This is a genomic window from Pseudomonas sp. Pso3 (genome assembly GCF_055393275.1).
The window spans coordinates 383,164-398,676 of record NZ_AP043687.1; the positions used below are offsets into that span (position 1 = coordinate 383,164).

The 15,513-nt window shown below is 67.3% G+C and carries 13 protein-coding genes; 6 read left to right on the forward strand and 7 right to left on the reverse strand.

Annotation, left to right across the window (positions count from 1 at the left end):
• The first annotated feature begins 69 nt into the window (after window positions 1-69).
• From ACZ5R1_RS01790 to tkt, 5 genes are all read left to right on the forward strand, one after another.
• Window positions 70-711, forward strand: coding sequence for a paraquat-inducible protein A (locus tag ACZ5R1_RS01790; RefSeq protein WP_027603063.1), 642 nt, complete (start codon window positions 70-72; stop codon window positions 709-711).
• Window positions 708-1,349, forward strand: coding sequence for a paraquat-inducible protein A (locus ACZ5R1_RS01795; RefSeq protein WP_115945141.1), 642 nt, complete (start codon window positions 708-710; stop codon window positions 1,347-1,349). Before ACZ5R1_RS01790 ends, ACZ5R1_RS01795 begins: the two co-directional genes overlap by 4 nt.
• Window positions 1,333-2,979: a PqiB family protein gene (locus tag ACZ5R1_RS01800; RefSeq protein WP_464712777.1), complete on the forward strand. Its 1,647-nt coding sequence runs from the start codon at window positions 1,333-1,335 to the stop codon at window positions 2,977-2,979. Before ACZ5R1_RS01795 ends, ACZ5R1_RS01800 begins: the two co-directional genes overlap by 17 nt.
• A complete protein-coding gene (locus tag ACZ5R1_RS01805; protein ID WP_144961323.1) occupies window positions 2,976-3,575 on the forward strand; it encodes a PqiC family protein in 600 nt (199 codons plus the stop codon). The genes ACZ5R1_RS01800 and ACZ5R1_RS01805 overlap by 4 nt, the downstream gene beginning before the upstream one ends.
• An 83-nt stretch (window positions 3,576-3,658) precedes the next feature.
• Window positions 3,659-5,656 carry a transketolase gene (gene tkt, locus ACZ5R1_RS01810; protein WP_464712778.1) on the forward strand — a complete coding sequence of 666 codons (1,998 nt, stop codon included), beginning with the start codon at window positions 3,659-3,661 and terminating at the stop codon, window positions 5,654-5,656.
• Between the two features lie 69 nt (window positions 5,657-5,725).
• Here tkt and ACZ5R1_RS01815 read toward each other — a convergent pair whose 3' ends face one another.
• From ACZ5R1_RS01815 to nrdH, 7 genes are all read right to left on the reverse strand, one after another.
• Window positions 5,726-7,591, reverse strand: coding sequence for a type VI secretion system Vgr family protein (locus tag ACZ5R1_RS01815; protein ID WP_464712779.1), 1,866 nt, complete (start codon window positions 7,589-7,591; stop codon window positions 5,726-5,728).
• Window positions 7,592-7,678: 87 nt separating this feature from the next.
• Entirely contained in the window at window positions 7,679-8,215 is a 537-nt protein-coding gene (locus tag ACZ5R1_RS01820; RefSeq protein WP_044341089.1) for a methylated-DNA--[protein]-cysteine S-methyltransferase, read from the reverse strand.
• Window positions 8,212-9,750 (reverse strand): DNA-3-methyladenine glycosylase 2, encoded by a 1,539-nt coding sequence (locus ACZ5R1_RS01825; RefSeq protein ID WP_027598227.1) that lies wholly within the window; start codon window positions 9,748-9,750, stop codon window positions 8,212-8,214. The genes ACZ5R1_RS01820 and ACZ5R1_RS01825 overlap by 4 nt, the downstream gene beginning before the upstream one ends.
• 499 nt (window positions 9,751-10,249) lie before the next feature.
• Window positions 10,250-11,230 (reverse strand): class 1b ribonucleoside-diphosphate reductase subunit beta, encoded by a 981-nt coding sequence (nrdF, locus tag ACZ5R1_RS01830; RefSeq protein ID WP_284670313.1) that lies wholly within the window; start codon window positions 11,228-11,230, stop codon window positions 10,250-10,252.
• Between the two features lie 10 nt (window positions 11,231-11,240).
• Complete coding sequence (nrdE, locus tag ACZ5R1_RS01835; RefSeq protein ID WP_464712780.1) at window positions 11,241-13,382, reverse strand: class 1b ribonucleoside-diphosphate reductase subunit alpha; 2,142 nt, start codon at window positions 13,380-13,382, stop codon at window positions 11,241-11,243.
• Entirely contained in the window at window positions 13,364-13,768 is a 405-nt protein-coding gene (gene nrdI, locus ACZ5R1_RS01840) for a class Ib ribonucleoside-diphosphate reductase assembly flavoprotein NrdI (RefSeq protein WP_027598230.1), read from the reverse strand. Before nrdI ends, nrdE begins: the two co-directional genes overlap by 19 nt.
• Before the next feature lie 10 nt (window positions 13,769-13,778).
• Entirely contained in the window at window positions 13,779-14,003 is a 225-nt protein-coding gene (nrdH, locus tag ACZ5R1_RS01845) for a glutaredoxin-like protein NrdH (protein ID WP_007161291.1), read from the reverse strand.
• 464 nt (window positions 14,004-14,467) lie between these two features.
• Between nrdH and epd the strand changes: the two genes are divergently transcribed.
• Entirely contained in the window at window positions 14,468-15,511 is a 1,044-nt protein-coding gene (gene epd, locus ACZ5R1_RS01850; RefSeq protein ID WP_464712781.1) for an erythrose-4-phosphate dehydrogenase, read from the forward strand.
• Window positions 15,512-15,513: the final 2 nt, after the last annotated feature.

Sequence of the window (15,513 nt, forward strand, 5' to 3'; positions counted from 1 at the left end):
TGCGGTAACGACCGCGAGACTCGCGCGTCCAACCTGCAGCCCCCTTCCAGGAGCGTCACCGGGTAACCCATGTCCGTCCAGCCACCGTCCCCTTCCGCGCCTGCCGCCGGCACGCGCCTGGTGATCTGCGAGCACTGCGATTCGGTGCATCGCCTGGAGCCGCTCGCCGCTGGCGAGCGGGCGCACTGTCTGCGCTGTGGCGCCTTGCTCTATCGTGCCAGCCGCCTGGACATCCAGGGTCTGCTGGCGCTGGCGATCGCCGCGGCGGTGCTGTTCGTGATCGCCAATGTCGGGCCCATCCTGCAACTCAGCTTTCGCGGCCTGCACAGCGAGGCGACCCTGCTGGAATCGGTGGTCGCCATGAGTCGCGGCTTCGCCGGCCCCATGGCGCTGGTGGTGGCCATGACCCTGTTCGTGGTGCCGCTGCTGCAGATCCTGCTGCTGCTCTGGGTGCTCGGCTTCGCCCAGCTCGGCCGCCGTGCCCCCGGCTTCGCCACGGCCATGGTCACCCTGCATTACCTGCGGCCCTGGAGCATGATCGAGGTCTTCGTGCTCGGCGCCCTGGTGGCGGTGATCAAGCTGGCCGGCCTGCTGCACGTGGTGGTGGGGCTGGGGCTGTTCGGCATGGTCGGGCTGATGGTGGTCCTCTTGATCATCGCCAAGCGCGACCTGCACCCGCTGTGGGACGCCGTCGGGGAGCGCGAGTCTTGAGCGCGCCGCAGTTGCCGCCGCGCGCCGACGAACTCGGCCTGTGCCTGTGCCACGTCTGCGGCAAGGTCTGCACCGCGCCGCGCCGGCACAAGGCCGGCTGCCCGCGCTGCGGCTCGGCGCTGCACCGGCGCAAGCCCAACGTCTATGCCAAGACCTGGGCCTATCTGCTCGCCGCGCTGATCCTCTATATCCCCGCCAATACCCTGCCGGTGATGTTCACCGGTACCCTGGGCCGCGGCACGGAAAGCACCATCCTCGAGGGGGTGATCGAATTCTGGGAGAACGGCTCCTGGGGCGTCGCCCTGGTGATCTTCATCGCCAGCGTGGCGGTGCCCTCCATCAAGTTTCTGGTGCTCGGGACCCTGCTGGTGAGTTGCCAGCGCCGCAGCGACTGGGCCACCGCCCAGCGCGCCCGGCTCTATCGCTTCGTCGAGCTGATCGGCTACTGGTCGATGCTCGACGTGATCGTGGTGGCCCTGGTCTCGGCGCTGGTGCACTTCGGTGCCCTGAGTTCGGCGGCGCCGCGCCTGGGTATCGTGTTCTTTGGTTTCGTGGTGGTGCTGACGATGCTCGCCGCGATGAGTTTCGATCCCCGCTTGATCTGGGATGCAGAGGTGAACGATGACGGACAGGCATGAACCCGACGCCCTGGCGCCTACCCCCGAGGTACGCCGCAGTCGCTGGAGCGTATCGCTGATCTGGCTGGTGCCCATCGTGGCGGCCCTGATCGGGCTGTCCATGGTGATCCACAGCTGGGCCTCGCGCGGGCCGACCATCACGGTGACCTTTCTCACCGCCGAGGGCCTGGAAGCCGGCAAGACCCAGGTCAAGTACAAGAACGTGGTGATCGGCACCGTCAGCGACATCCAGCTGGCGCCGGATCGCAACCGGGTGATCACCACCATCGAGCTGGAAAAGTCCGCCGAGGGCTTCGCGACCAAGGACGCGCGCTTCTGGGTGGTGCGGCCGCGCTTCGGCGTCAATGGCGTCTCGGGGGTCGACACCCTGGTGTCGGGCGCCTTCATCGGCGCCGACATCGGCGATTCCACCGAGTCCCATCGCGACTTCCGCGGCCTGGAGCAGCCGCCGGCGCTGATTCACGGCGCCTCGGGCAAGAGATTCATCGTCACCGCCGACGACATCGGCTCGCTGGACGTCGGCTCGCCGGTCTATTACCGGCGCATCCAGGTCGGCCGGGTGGTGTCCTTCCACCTCAACCAGGACGGCAAGGGCGTCAGCGCGCAGATCTTCGTCGATTCGCCCTACGACCGCTTCGTCACCGCCAACAGCCGCTTCTGGAACGCCAGCGGGGTCGATGTCTCGCTCAGCGCCTCCGGCCTCAAGCTCAATACCCAGTCGCTGGCCACGGTGGTGGCAGGCGGCATCGCCTTCGTCACCCCCGAATGGCCCAAGGATCCGCAGGAGGCCGACGAAGACCAGAGTTTCACCCTGTTCGACGACCAGGCCAGCGCCCTGGCGCCGCCGGATGGCGAGCCCTTCTATGTGCGGATGAGATTCCAGCAGTCGCTGCGTGGCCTCGCCACCGGGGCGCCGGTGGAATTCCTCGGCATGAACGTTGGCCGGGTGGTCTCCCTGACCCCCGACTACGAGGACGCCCAGGATCGCTTCTCGCTGATCGTCGGCGCGGTCATCTATCCCCAGCGGCTGGGCGACGTCGGCAAGCGCATCGAGACCAAGGACCGCGACGGCAAGCTGTTCGCCGGCTGGGTGGCCCGCGGTCTGCGCGCCCAGGCCCGCACCGGCAACCTGCTGACCGGCCAGCTCTACATTTCCGTCGACTTCGTGCCCAATGCACCCAGGGTGGCCTTCGATCCCCAGGCCAAGCCGCTGTCGATTCCCACCGTCACCGGCAGCTTCGATCGCCTGCAGGAGCAGATGGCCGGCATCGTCAACAAGATCGACAAGATCCCCTTCGATTCCATCGGCAAGAATCTCGACACCAGCCTGGCGCAGCTCAGCGGCACCCTCAAGCAGCTCAACGCCGGGGTCCTGCCGCAGCTGACCACCACCCTCATGGGCGTGCAGCAGCTCACCGGCAGTGCAAGCCAGAGCCTGGGCGCGGATTCCCCGGTGCAGCAGAATCTGACCCAGACCCTGGAAGAGATGCAGCGCATGGCGCGTTCCCTGCGCGTGTTCGGCGACTACCTCGGCCGCCATCCGGAATCCCTGATCCGCGGTCTGGTGACCGATCCGCCGCCCAAGTTCGAACCGGGCTCCCGCGATCCCGCCAAAGGAAAACTGCAATGAAGCGCCTGACCTGCCTGGCTCTGCCCCTGCTGCTGGCCGCCTGTTCGTCCAAGGCGCCGCTCAACTACCACACCCTGACCAGCGCCGCGGAGCCCGCCAGCCAGGCGCGCGCGGCGGACTTCCGCTTCGCCCTGCAGGGCGTCTCGGTGCCGCCCCAGGTGGATCAGCCGCAGCTGGTGGTGCGCCAGGGCGAGGGCATCGCCCTGCTGGAGAACGAGCGCTGGATCGCGCCCCTGGCCGACGAGGTGCGCAGCGCCCTGTCCGCCGACCTGTCCCGGGACCTCGGTACCCTGGACCTGGGCGATGCCCCGCGCGGCAGCGGCGCCCCGGTGCTGCGCATCAAGGTGGACCTGCAGCGCTTCGATTCGCGGCCCGGGCGCGGCGTCCAGCAGGACGCGCTCTGGACCCTGCGCCTGGCCGAACCGGGTGGCGAGCGGGTGCTCACCTGCGGCAGCCGGATCAGCCAGCCCGCCGGCGCCTCCTATGCCGAGGTCGTCGCGGCGCACCGCCAGGCCCTGGCAGCCCTGGCCCGGCGCATCGAACCGGTGGCGCGGGCCTTCGTGGCCGACGGCGCGACAGTCTGCCCGGCGGGCTGAGGCGACCGCGCCGATTGCTGGAAGTGCCCTGGCTGGGCCAGAATGATGGCCCTTTCGCTCTGCCTCTGCCAGGAGACACCGCAATGCCCAGCCGTCGTGATCGAGCCAACGCCATCCGCGCCCTCAGCATGGATGCCGTGCAAAAAGCCAACAGCGGCCACCCCGGCGCCCCCATGGGCATGGCCGACATCGCCGAGGTGCTCTGGCACGATCAGCTCAAGCACAACCCTGGCAATCCCCAGTGGGCCGACCGTGACCGCTTCGTGCTGTCCAACGGCCACGGCTCCATGCTCATCTATTCGCTGCTGCACCTGTCCGGCTACAACCTGTCCATCGACGACCTGAAGAATTTCCGTCAGCTGCACAGCAAGACCCCGGGCCACCCCGAATACGGCTACGCCCCGGGCATCGAGACCACCACCGGTCCCCTGGGCCAGGGCATCGCCAACGCCGTGGGCTTCGCCCTGGCGGAAAAGGTCATGGCCGCCCAGTTCAACCGCGATGGCCACCAGATCGTCGACCACCACACCTACGCCTTCCTGGGCGATGGCTGCATGATGGAAGGCATCTCCCACGAGGTCTGCTCCCTGGCCGGCACCCTGGGCCTGTCCAAGCTGATCGCCTTCTATGACGACAACGGCATCTCCATCGATGGCGAGGTCGAAGGCTGGTTCACCGACGACACCCCCAAGCGCTTCGAGAGCTACGGCTGGCAGGTGATCCGCAACGTCGACGGCCACGACGCCGACGAGATCAGGACCGCCCTGGACACCGCGCGCAAGAGCGACAAGCCCACCCTGATCTGCTGCAAGACCGTGATCGGCTATGGCGCGCCGCACAAGCAGGGCAAGGAAGAGTGCCACGGCGCTCCCCTGGGCAACGACGAGATCCAGGCCGCCCGCGAACTGCTCGGCTGGTCCCATGCGCCCTTCGAGATTCCCGCCGAGCTCTATGCCGACTGGAGTGCCAAGGAGCGCGGCGCCGCCGCCGAAGCCGAATGGAACGAGCGCTTCGCCGCCTACGCCCAGGCCCATCCGCAGCTGGCCGCCGAATTCAAGCGCCGCATGGCCGGTGACCTGCCCGCCGATTTCGCCGAGCGCGCCGCCGCCTTCATCCAGGACGTCGCCACCAAGGGCGAGACCATCGCCAGCCGCAAGGCCAGCCAGAACGCCCTGCAATTCTTCGGTCCGCTGCTGCCCGAGCTGCTCGGCGGCTCCGCCGACCTGGCCGGCTCCAACCTGACCCTGTGGAAGGGCGCCAAGGGCGTCACCGCCGAAGACGCCAGCGGCAACTATGTCCACTATGGCGTACGTGAATTCGGCATGAGCGCCATCATGAACGGCGTCGCCCTGCACGGCGGCCTGGTGCCCTACGGCGCCACCTTCCTGATGTTCATGGAATACGCCCGCAACGCGGTGCGCATGTCGGCGCTGATGAAGCAGCGGGTGCTCTATGTCTTCACCCACGACTCCATCGGTCTCGGCGAAGACGGTCCGACCCACCAGCCGGTGGAGCAACTGGCCTCCCTGCGCTACACCCCCAACCTGGACACCTGGCGTCCGGCCGATGCGGTGGAATCCGCCATCGCCTGGACCGCGGCCCTGGAGCGTCGCGACGGTCCCAGCGCGCTGATCTTCTCGCGTCAGAACCTGGCCCACAGCGTGCGTGACGAAGCCACCCTGGGCAACGCCGCCCGCGGCGGCTACGTGCTCAAGGACTGCGTCGGCGAACCCGAGCTGATCCTCATCGCCACCGGCTCCGAAGTCGGCCTGGCGGTGCAGGCCTACGAGCGCCTGAGCGCCGAAGGTCGCCAGGTGCGCGTGGTCTCCATGCCCAGCACCAGCGTCTTCGACCGCCAGAGCCCCGAGTACCGCCAGCAGGTCCTGCCGGTGGAAGTCGGTGCCCGCATCGCCATCGAAGCCGGCATCGCCGACTTCTGGTACAAGTACGTCGGTCTCGACGGGCGCATCATCGGCATGCACACCTACGGCGAATCCGCCCCGGCGACCGCGCTGTTCGAGCACTTCGGCTTCACCCTGGACAACGTCCTGGCGGTGGCTGGCGAGTTGCTGGAAGACTGAGTCCTGCCGCGCTAATAGAAAAAGCCACGCTGAGGCGTGGCTTTTTTATGCCCGGGATTCAGCGCCTGCTCAGGGATTCACCCGGATGCTCGGCCCTGCCAGGGTGACCCCGCCGGCCTCCAGCTGCATGAAGCTGCCGCCGGCCTTGAGGGTCAGGCGGGCGCCGGCTTCCAGGACAATCTTCTGGCCGGACTGGAGCCGGATCTCGCTGCCGGCCTCGACCAGCAGACTGCCGTCCAGCCGCAGGTGCTGACTCTCGCCGATGTCCAGGTGGTCGTCGGCGCGCACCTCGCTGCGGCGCTCGCCCCGGGTGATGCGGTGTTCCTCGGCGTGGAATTCGCTGTAGCTGTTGCCGCGGATGCGCTCATGACGCTCGTGGCCGATCTCGCTGCGGTGATCATGGCCGATGCGTTCGTCCCAGTCGCGCTGGGCATGGACATGGATCTCTTCCTGACCCTCTTGATCCTCGCTGCGCAGTTCGTTGTATCCACCGCCGCCGGGGCTGCTCAGGCTCTTGAAGGTGGTGCGGGTCTTGTCCCGGGGCAGCTCCAGCGGTGGGCGATGCTCGGCGTGGTACAGGCAGCCGATCACCAGGGGTTGGTCGGGATCCCCCTCGAGAAAGCCCACCAGCACCTCCATGCCGATCCGCGGCACCGCCAGGGCGCCGTGGCCGTCACCCGCCCAGCCGCTGGCGACCCGCAGCCAGCAGCTGGTGCGCTCATCGGCCCGGCCCCGTCGATCCCAGTGGAATTGCACCTTGATCCGGCCCAGGGCATCGCAATGGATGTCCTCGCCGGCCGGTCCGGTGACCACGGCGCTCTGGGCGCCCAGCAGCCTGGGCTTGGGATGGCGCAGGGGCAGGCGGAAGGGCTGCGCCCAGGGCCGGGCGACAAAGCTGTTGCGATAGCCCTGGCGCCAGCCGTCGGCCGGGATGGCGTCGGTGGCGTCTTCCTCCAGGACCTGGGGCTGGCGACCCTCGTGCTGGATCTCGGTCAGCAACCAGAGCTGATTCCAGTCGGCGCGCGGGTGCTGTTCCAACGGCAGGAAATGCCCGCTCACCAGGCTGGGCTGGTCGCTCGCACCCTCGGCCTGAACGGCGTCCCCGCGCAGGCGCTCCAGGCGCCGGCTGCTCAGGCGCTGGCCGGTAGCGCGATCGGTGAAGCGGCCGGGAAAGCCATAGTCTTCCAGCGCGGGCTGGGCCGCGGTTTCCGCATTGCTGTGCAGGCGCAGCCGAGGTTGCAATGGGTCGTGATCGCGCAGGGTCGCGGCGCTGCTGCGGATCTGCAGGCCGACCGCCAGGCGACTGATCACGGGTTCGTCCGTCACCAGACCACTGCCGGGTCGATAACGGGTGGCGCCCAGCCGCGCAAAGCCGGTGGCGTCATCGCCAAACACCAGCACATGACCGTCGCGGCGATGCTGGTGGTGGAAGTGCAGGCCCTCTTCTTCGCAGAGGCGGGTGAGAAAGGCCAGATCGCTTTCGCCGTACTGCACGCAGTAGTCGCGCGGCGGATAGCGCGTTGGCCCCAGGGCGAAGCGATAGTCGCCGTCGAGGATGCCGTGCTCCTCGAGCAGCTGCGCCAGGATCTCGGGCACGCTGCGTCCCTGGAAGATGCGGGAATTGACGCGGTGGGCCAGGGCAGCCAGGCGCGGCACCAGTTCGGCGCGATAGCGGGTCAGGCGCCGGCCCGTATCGCCCTGGGTCACGGCGGCGAGCTGGCCGTGGATGCCCTGGTCACCCGGACCCAGGGCGAGAAAGGCGGGCCGCTGCAACAGCGCTTCCAGCGGCCAGTCCGGGCGCTCGCTGACCAGCTCGAGCTGGAAGCGATAGGGCTGGCCGATGGCCTCGTGGCCGTCGAAGGCGAGCACCTGGAAATCCTGGGCGACGCCGTCCAGCGTCAGGGTGAAGGTCGGGGTATTGGCTGAGCTGAACATCGCATCGCGTCCTTGCGAATCGAAAGCTCCAGTGTGCGCTACAGGGTTGCACCGACTCAAGCGCCGAAAGGTGCATTCTAGAGCCTTTTAACAGGCAGATTCTGGCGCAGTGCCTGGCTGGGAGGCGGCGAAGAGATCCCGCGGCGGCGGCAGTGCGCCTTCCAGTTCCAGCAGGAATTGCTTGGTCGGCAGGCCGCCGCCAAAGCCGGTCAGGGCGCCGGACGCCCCTATCACCCGGTGGCAGGGCAGCACGATGGGCAGCGGATTGCGCCCGTTGGCGGCGCCCACCGCGCGCATCGCCTGGGGTCGGCCGAGATGGCTGGCGAGTTGACCATAGCTCCAGGTCCGGCCGTGGGGGATCTCCGCCAGGGCCTGCCAGACCGCCAGCTGGAAGGGGGTGCCGCGCGGTGCCAGGGGCAGCTCGAAGGTCCGGCGCTGCCCGGCGAAGTACTCGCCCAGCTGCTCGCGGGCCAGGTCGAGGATGGGGTGGTCGGCGGCGCTCCAGCTGGCGTCGCGCTTGGCCAGGTAGCGATTCTCGGGAAACTCCACCACGCGCAGGCCACTGTCGTCGGCGGCCAGGGTGAGCGTACCTATGGGGCTGTCCAGCAGGCAGTAGGCGATCATCGGGGCGACTCCTTGGCGAGGCGGGTGGGGACGGGTTCGGCGGGGGCGTCGGCGGGCGCCTTCCAGGTGGCTTCGCGCCAGACCTGCATCACCCCGTAGGCACGCCAGGGCCGCCAGGCTTCGGCGCGAGCGTACAGGGCCTTGGCGGTCAGGCGCTCGCCGGGCGGCGCCAGCCGCTTCTGCAGCACCAGGTCTTCCACCGGGCAGGCATCCGGATGGGCCAGGGCACGCAGGGCGATGTACTGGGCGGTCCAGGGCCCTATGCCCTTGAGCGCGATCCAGCGCCGGGCGAAATCGTCCAGGGTGCGCCCGGTGTCGAAGTCCACCTCGCCGGCGCGCAAGGCCCGGGCCACGGTGCCGAGGGTGCCGGCGCGGGCGCGGATCAGGCCGAGGCCGGTGAGGTCTTCCAGGGCGGCATCGGCCAGGGCATCCACCGTGGGAAAGAAGTGATGCAGACCGGCTGGCGGTCGACTGGCCTCGTGACCAGGCTCGCCCCAGGGACGACCGAAGCGCTGCACCACCCGGGCGGTCATGGTGGTCGCTGCCACCACGCTGACCTGCTGGCCGATGACGGCGCGCACGGCGATCTCGAAGCCGTCCCAGCCACTGGGCAGGCGCAGGCCCGGGCGGCGCGCCACCAGTTCGGCCAGGGTCGGATCGACCGCCAGACCCTGGGCGATGGCTTCGGGATCGGCGTCCAGATCGAACATGCGGCGAATACGCGCCACCGCGGCCTGCAGCTCTCCAGGGGCGGCACCGTGCAATTCCAGGCGCAGCGCCGGCGTGTCGGCGTCCCAGGCCGAGACGCGCAGCCAGCCGGGCTGTTCGGGGGTACCGATCACCCGGGCGTAGCTGGTGTCGTCCAGCACCTCGACGCCGGGCAGGGCGTGGCCGCGGAGAAAATCCAGCTGGGCCGCGAAGTCGTAGGGCGGTCGATAGGCCAGGCGCAGGACCAGCACCGGCGAAGCCGCGGCCTGACCCTTGCGCACCTGACTGGGGGCCAGGCCGTAGGCGTCGCGAAAGGCGGTGTTGAAGCGCCTGAGACTGCCGAAGCCGGCGGCCAGGGCCACCTCGGTGATGGGTAGCCGGGTCTCGCTGAGCAATTGCTTGGCGAACAGCAGTCGGCGGGTGGTGAGCACCGCCAGGGGCGCGGCGCCCAGGCGCTCGACGAACAGCCGGCGCAACTGGCGTTCGCTGAGGTCGAGGCGGGCGGCGAGGGCGGGCAGGCCGCCGTCGTCCAGGCCTTCGTCCATCAACCGCAGGGCACGGGCCAGGGTGGCGTCGCCGCGTTGCCAGTGGCCGCCGGCGGGGGAGAGCTCCGGGCGGCATCTCAGGCAAGGGCGATAGCCCGCGGCCTCGGCGGCTGCGGCGCTGGGGTAGTAGCTGACGTTTTCCGGGCGTGGCGGTTGCGCCGGGCACACTGGCCGGCAGTAGATGCCGGTGGTGAGCACCGCGGTGTAGAACAGGCCGTCGAAGCGCGGATCCCGCGCCAGGCGGGCGCGTTCGAAGGCGGGAATATCGGGGAATGCGTTCATGGCGGCAGGTTAGCACCGCCGGGGAGGGGGGACTGGCCGTTTTCGGACGGGACCGCTGAGGTAGAGAGCTATCGCGGCCATGGGCCGCTCCTACAGGAGCATCAGGCGTTTGTAGGAGCGGCCCATGGCCGCGATAAGCCGTATTACTAGCGTCGTGGCGTGGAAAACGGCGCAGCCTTTTCTGCTGGGGACTTCGCGGCGAGGGGCGCCCTCACCCCAACCCTCTCCCAGGGGGAGAGGGGGCTTGCCGGAGCAGGCCGGTTCAGCGTCGTAGCGAGGAAAACGGCGCAGTCTTTTCCACTAGAGCTTCGTCGCGAGGGGCACCCTCACCCCAACCCTCTCCCAGGGGGAGAGGGGGCTTGTCGGAGCAGGCGGCCGGCTCAGCACCGTAGCGTGGAAAACGGCGCAGCCTTTTCCACTGAGGGCTTCGTCGCCCGGGGCGGCCTCATCCCAACCCTCTTTCGGAGGAAGAGGGTGCTTGACGAAGCAGGAGGCTGGCTCAGAAATCCCAATCCTCGTCCTCGGTGCTGACCGCCTTGCCGATGACATAGGACGAACCCGAGCCGGAGAAGAAGTCGTGGTTCTCGTCGGCGCTGGGCGACAGGGCGGCGAGGATCGCCGGGCTGACGTCGGTCATGCTGCTGGGGAACAGGGCTTCGAAGCCCAGATTCATCAGCGCCTTGTTGGCGTTGTAGTGAAGGAATTTCTTCACGTCCTCGCTCCAGCCGACGCTGTCGTAGAGGTCCTCGGTGTAGGCCACCTCGTTGTCGTAGAGATCTTGCAGCAGCTCGTAGGCGAAGTCCTTGACCTGCTGGCGACGCTCCGGGCTTTCCTTGGCCAGGGCCTGCTGGAATTTGTAGCCGATGTAGTAGCCGTGCACCGCTTCGTCGCGAATGATCAGGCGGATCAGGTCGGCGGTGTTGGTCAGCTTGGCGCGGCTGGACCAGTACATCGGCAGGTAGAAGCCCGAATAGAACAGGAAGGACTCCAGGAAGACGCTGGCCACCTTGCGCAGCAGCGGGTCCTCGGCGTGGTAGCGCGCGAGGATCAGGTCGGCCTTGGTCTGCAGATAGGGATTCTCCTCGCTCCAGCGATAGGCCTCGTCCACGTCCGGCGTCGAGCAGAGGGTGGAGAAGATCGAGCTGTAGGAGCGCGCATGCACCGCTTCCATGAAGCCGATGTTGGCGATCACCGCTTCCTCGTGGGGGGTGACGGCATCGGCCAGCAGGGTCGGCGCGCCCACGGCGTTCTGGATGGTGTCCAGCAGGGTCAGGCCGGTGAAGACGCGGATGGTCAGCTGCTGTTCCTTGGGCGTCAGGGTCGCCCAGGAGGGGATGTCGTTGGACAGCGGGATCTTTTCCGGCAGCCAGAAGTTGCCGGTCAGGCGATTCCACACTTCCAGGTCCTTCTCGTCCTGGATGCGGTTCCAGTTGATGGCGTTGATGCGATTCAGGCGCGGGGCGTTCATAGCTGCATTCATGACCTTTTCCTCACAGGCTGCAGGACACGCAGCCCTGCACCTCGGTGCCTTCCAGGGCGGCCTGGCGCAGGCGGATGTAATAGAGCGTCTTGATGCCCTTCTTCCAGGCGTAGATCTGCGCCCGGTTGATGTCGCGGGTGGTGGCGGTGTCGCGGAAGAACAGCGTCAGCGACAGTCCCTGGTCGACATGGCGGGTGGCCTCGGCATAGGTGTCGATGATCTTTTCCGGGCCGATCTCGTAGGCGTCCTGGTAGAACTCCTGGTTGTCGTCGGCCAGGTAGGGCGCCGGGTAGTAGACGCGGCCCAGCTTGCCTTCCTTGCGGATCTCCACCTTGGCGACGATGGGGTGGATGCTCGAGGTGGAGTGGTTGATGTAGGAGATCGAGCCGGTCGGCGGGATGGCCTGGAGGTTGCGGTTGAACAACCCGTGCGCCATCACCGAGGCCTTGAGTTCCTGCCAGTCCGCGCGGGTCGGCAGGCGGATGCCGGCCACCTCGAACAACTCGGCCACCCGCGGGGTGCGCGGGGTGAAGTCGCCCTCGGTGTACTGATCGAAATACTCGCCGCTGGCGTACTTGGAATCGGCGAAGCCCTGGAAGCTCTGGCCGCGCTCGATGGCCAGGCGATTGGAGGCGCGCACCGCATGGTAGGTGACGGTGTAGAAGTACAGATTGGTGAAATCCAGGCCTTCGGCCGAGCCGTAGTGGATGTGCTCGCGGGCCAGGTAACCGTGCAGATTCATCTGCCCCAGGCCGATGGCGTGGGAGGCGGCGTTGCCGGCGGCCACCGAGGGTACGCAGCGAATGTCGCTCATTTCCGAGACCGCCGTGAGGCCGCGGATGGCGGTTTCCACGGTGCGGCCCAGATCCGGCGAATCCATGGTGCGGGCGATGTTCAGCGAGCCCAGGTTGCAGGAAATGTCCTGGCCGACATGCTCGTAGCCCAGGTCTTCGTCGAAGCGGCTGGGGGTGTTGACCTGGAGGATCTCCGAGCAGAGGTTGCTCATGTTGATGCGCCCGGCGATGGGATTGGCGCGATTCACCGTGTCTTCGAACATCAGGTACGGATAGCCGGATTCGAACTGGATCTCCGCCAGGGTCTGGAAGAATTCCCGGGCGTTGATCTTGCGCTTGCGGATGCGCGCATCGGCCACCATCTCCGCGTACTTGTCACTCACGCTGATGTCGGCGAAGGGCACGCCATAGACCCGTTCCACGTCGTAGGGCGAGAACAGGTACATGTCGGCGTTGCGCTTGGCCAGCTCGAAGGTGATGTCCGGGATGACCACGCCGAGGGACAGGGTCTTGATGCGGATCTTCTCGTCGGCGTTCTCGCGCTTGGTGTCGAGGAATCTCAGGATGTCCGGGTGGTGGGCATTGAGATAGACGGCCCCGGCGCCCTGGCGCGAACCCAGCTGGTTGGCGTAGGAGAAGGCGTCTTCCAGCAGTTTCATGATCGGGATGATGCCGGAAGACTGGTTCTCGATGCGCTTGATCGGCGCCCCCACCTCGCGCACGTTGCTCAGCAGAAAGGCCACGCCGCCGCCACGCTTGGACAGCTGCAGCGCCGAATTCACCGCGCGGCCGATGGACTCCATGTTGTCTTCGATGCGCAACAGGAAGCAGGACACCAACTCGCCGCGCTGGAGCTTGCCGGCGTTGAGAAAGGTCGGCGTGGCCGGCTGGAAGCGCCCGCTGATCATCTCGTCCACCAGCGACTCGGCCAGGCCCTCGTCACCACGGGCCAGACTCAGGGCGACCATGCACACCCGGTCTTCGTAGCGTTCCAGGTAGCGCTGGCCGTCGAAGGTCTTGAGGGTGTAGCTGGTGTAGTACTTGAAGGCGCCCAGGAAGCTCTGGAAGCGGAATTTGTAGGCATAGGCGCGCTCGAACAGCGCCTTCACGAAGGCCGGCGCGTATTGCTCCAGCACCGCTGCCTCGTAGTAGCCCTTGTCCACCAGGTAGTCGAGCTTCTCGTCCAGGTTGTGGAAGAACACGGTGTTCTGGTTGACGTGCTGCAGGAAGTACTGGCGCGCCGCCTGGCGATCCTTGTCCAGCTGCAACTCGCCGTTGGGACCGTAGAGATTGAGCATGGCGTTGAGCGCGTGGTAGTCCGCCTCGCTGCCGGTCGGGGTCAGGCCTGACGTTGCCAAAAGTCGTTCACTCCCGTGCGCACCCGGTCGACGTCTTCCGTCGTGCCGAGCAATTCGAATTGGTAGAGCAGGGGTACCGCGCATTTCTGGGCGACGATGCGTCCGCCCAGGCAGTAGCCCTCGCCGAAGTTGGTGTTGCCGGCGGCGATGACGCCGCGGATCAGGGCACGATTGTGCGGATCGTTGAGAAAGTGGATCACCGGCTTGGGCACCGCGCCCTTGCTGCCGCCGCCGCCATAGGTCGGCAAGACCAGGATGTAGGGCTCGCGAGCCTTGAGCGGTTCGGCGGCGGGATCCTGGGGGATGCGCCGCGCCGGCAGTCCGAGTTTCTCGACGAATCTGTGGGTGTTCTCCGAGGTGCTGGAGAAATACAGCAGCTCGCCCATGGTCCTGGCCTCAGGCCACCAGCTGGCCGAGCTTGTCCGGGCGGAAGCCGGCCCAGTGGTCGTCACCGGCCACCACTACCGGTACCTGGCGATAGCCCAGGGATTCCACGGTCTGGCGCGCCTTGGCGTCCTGCTCGATGTCCACCACCTGGTAGGCGATGCCCTGGCGATCCAGGGCGCGATAGGTGGCGTTGCACTGCACGCAGGCGGGCTTGCTGTAGATGGTGATGGTCATGGCTGACTCCTGTCCGTAGTGGGGCGAACTCAAAGGAAAAAGCCTGTCGCCAGCCGGGCTCTGCCGGGGCGGCGCGGGTCCTTTCCTTTGAGTTCGACTTGGGTCTCAAGTTCGGTCCAGATACTACATATGGTGTTTTTGAATTTCTACACCACAACAAGTGGGGATTTTGATCTGGGTCATGGCTCTGCTCTATCACGCCTGGATGACGATTTCAGTCAGGCCATGGCCGCTGAACCAGGTAGTCCCTCCGCCCCTGGGGCTACCTGCGGACTTCCCCCTGCAGACCGCAAGACGCCGTGGCTGCAGCAGGGGCGTCTGGCCAGAGGGTGGATTTCTTTCCTGTCTGCCAAGAAGAGCGCCTTTTTGTAGTGCGAAAGTCGCCCTGACTACGCTCGCGACTCCCATTCGTCGTCGAACCGCCGCATAATCGGCCTTTCGCTTGCGCCCGAGTCCGTTCACGCATGAGTTCCGCTCGCTATCGCCTTGCTCTCAACGGCTACGGTCGCATCGGTCGTTGCGTGTTGCGTGCCCTGCACGAGCGCGGTGCGGCGAGCGAGCTCGCCATCGTCGCCCTCAACGACCTGGCCGACCGGCCCAGTCTCGAATACCTGACCCGCTTCGACTCCACCCATGGCCGCTTTCCCGGGCGGGTGGCGCTGGACGGCGAACGCCTGCGCATCGGCGACCAGGCCCTGGAGATCCGTCGCGAGGCGGAGCCCGAGCGGGTGGACTGGCGCGCGCTGGACGTCGATCTGGTGCTGGAATGCTCCGGCGCCTTCAGCACCCGTGCCGAGGCCGGGCGCTTTCTCGCCGCCGGTGCGCCGCGGGTGCTGTTCTCCCAGCCCATGGTCAGCGAGACCGACGTCGACGCCACCGTGGTCTATGGCGTCAACCAGCAGGCCCTGCGCGGTGACGAGACGCTGGTCTCGAATGCGTCCTGCACCACCAATTGCAGCGTCCCGGTGCTGAAACTTTTGCACGAGACCCTGGGTCTGGAGTACGTCTCCATCACCACGATCCACTCGGCCATGAACGACCAGCCCGTGATCGACGCCTACCATGCCGAAGATCTGCGTCGGACGCGGTCGGCGTTCCAGTCGATCATCCCGGTGGCGACCGGCCTGGCGCGCGGCATCGAACGCCTGCTGCCGGAACTGAGCGGGCGCATCCAGGCCCGCGCCGTGCGCGTACCCACGGTCAACGTCTCCTGCCTGGACATCACCTGCATCGTCGGCCGCGACACCACCGCGCCGGCGCTCAACACCCTGTTGCGTGACGCCGCCCGGAGCGGTCCCCTGGCCGGGCTGATCGACTACACCGAGTTGCCCCACGCCTCCTGCGATTTCAACCACGATCCCCATTCCGCCATCGTCGATGGCAGCCAGACCCGCGTTTCCGGCCCCCGGCTGGTCAATCTGCTGGTGTGGTTCGACAACGAATGGGGCTTCGCCAACCGCATGCTCGACGTCGCCGGCCATTGGCTGCGCATCGCCAAGCCCACCTGAAA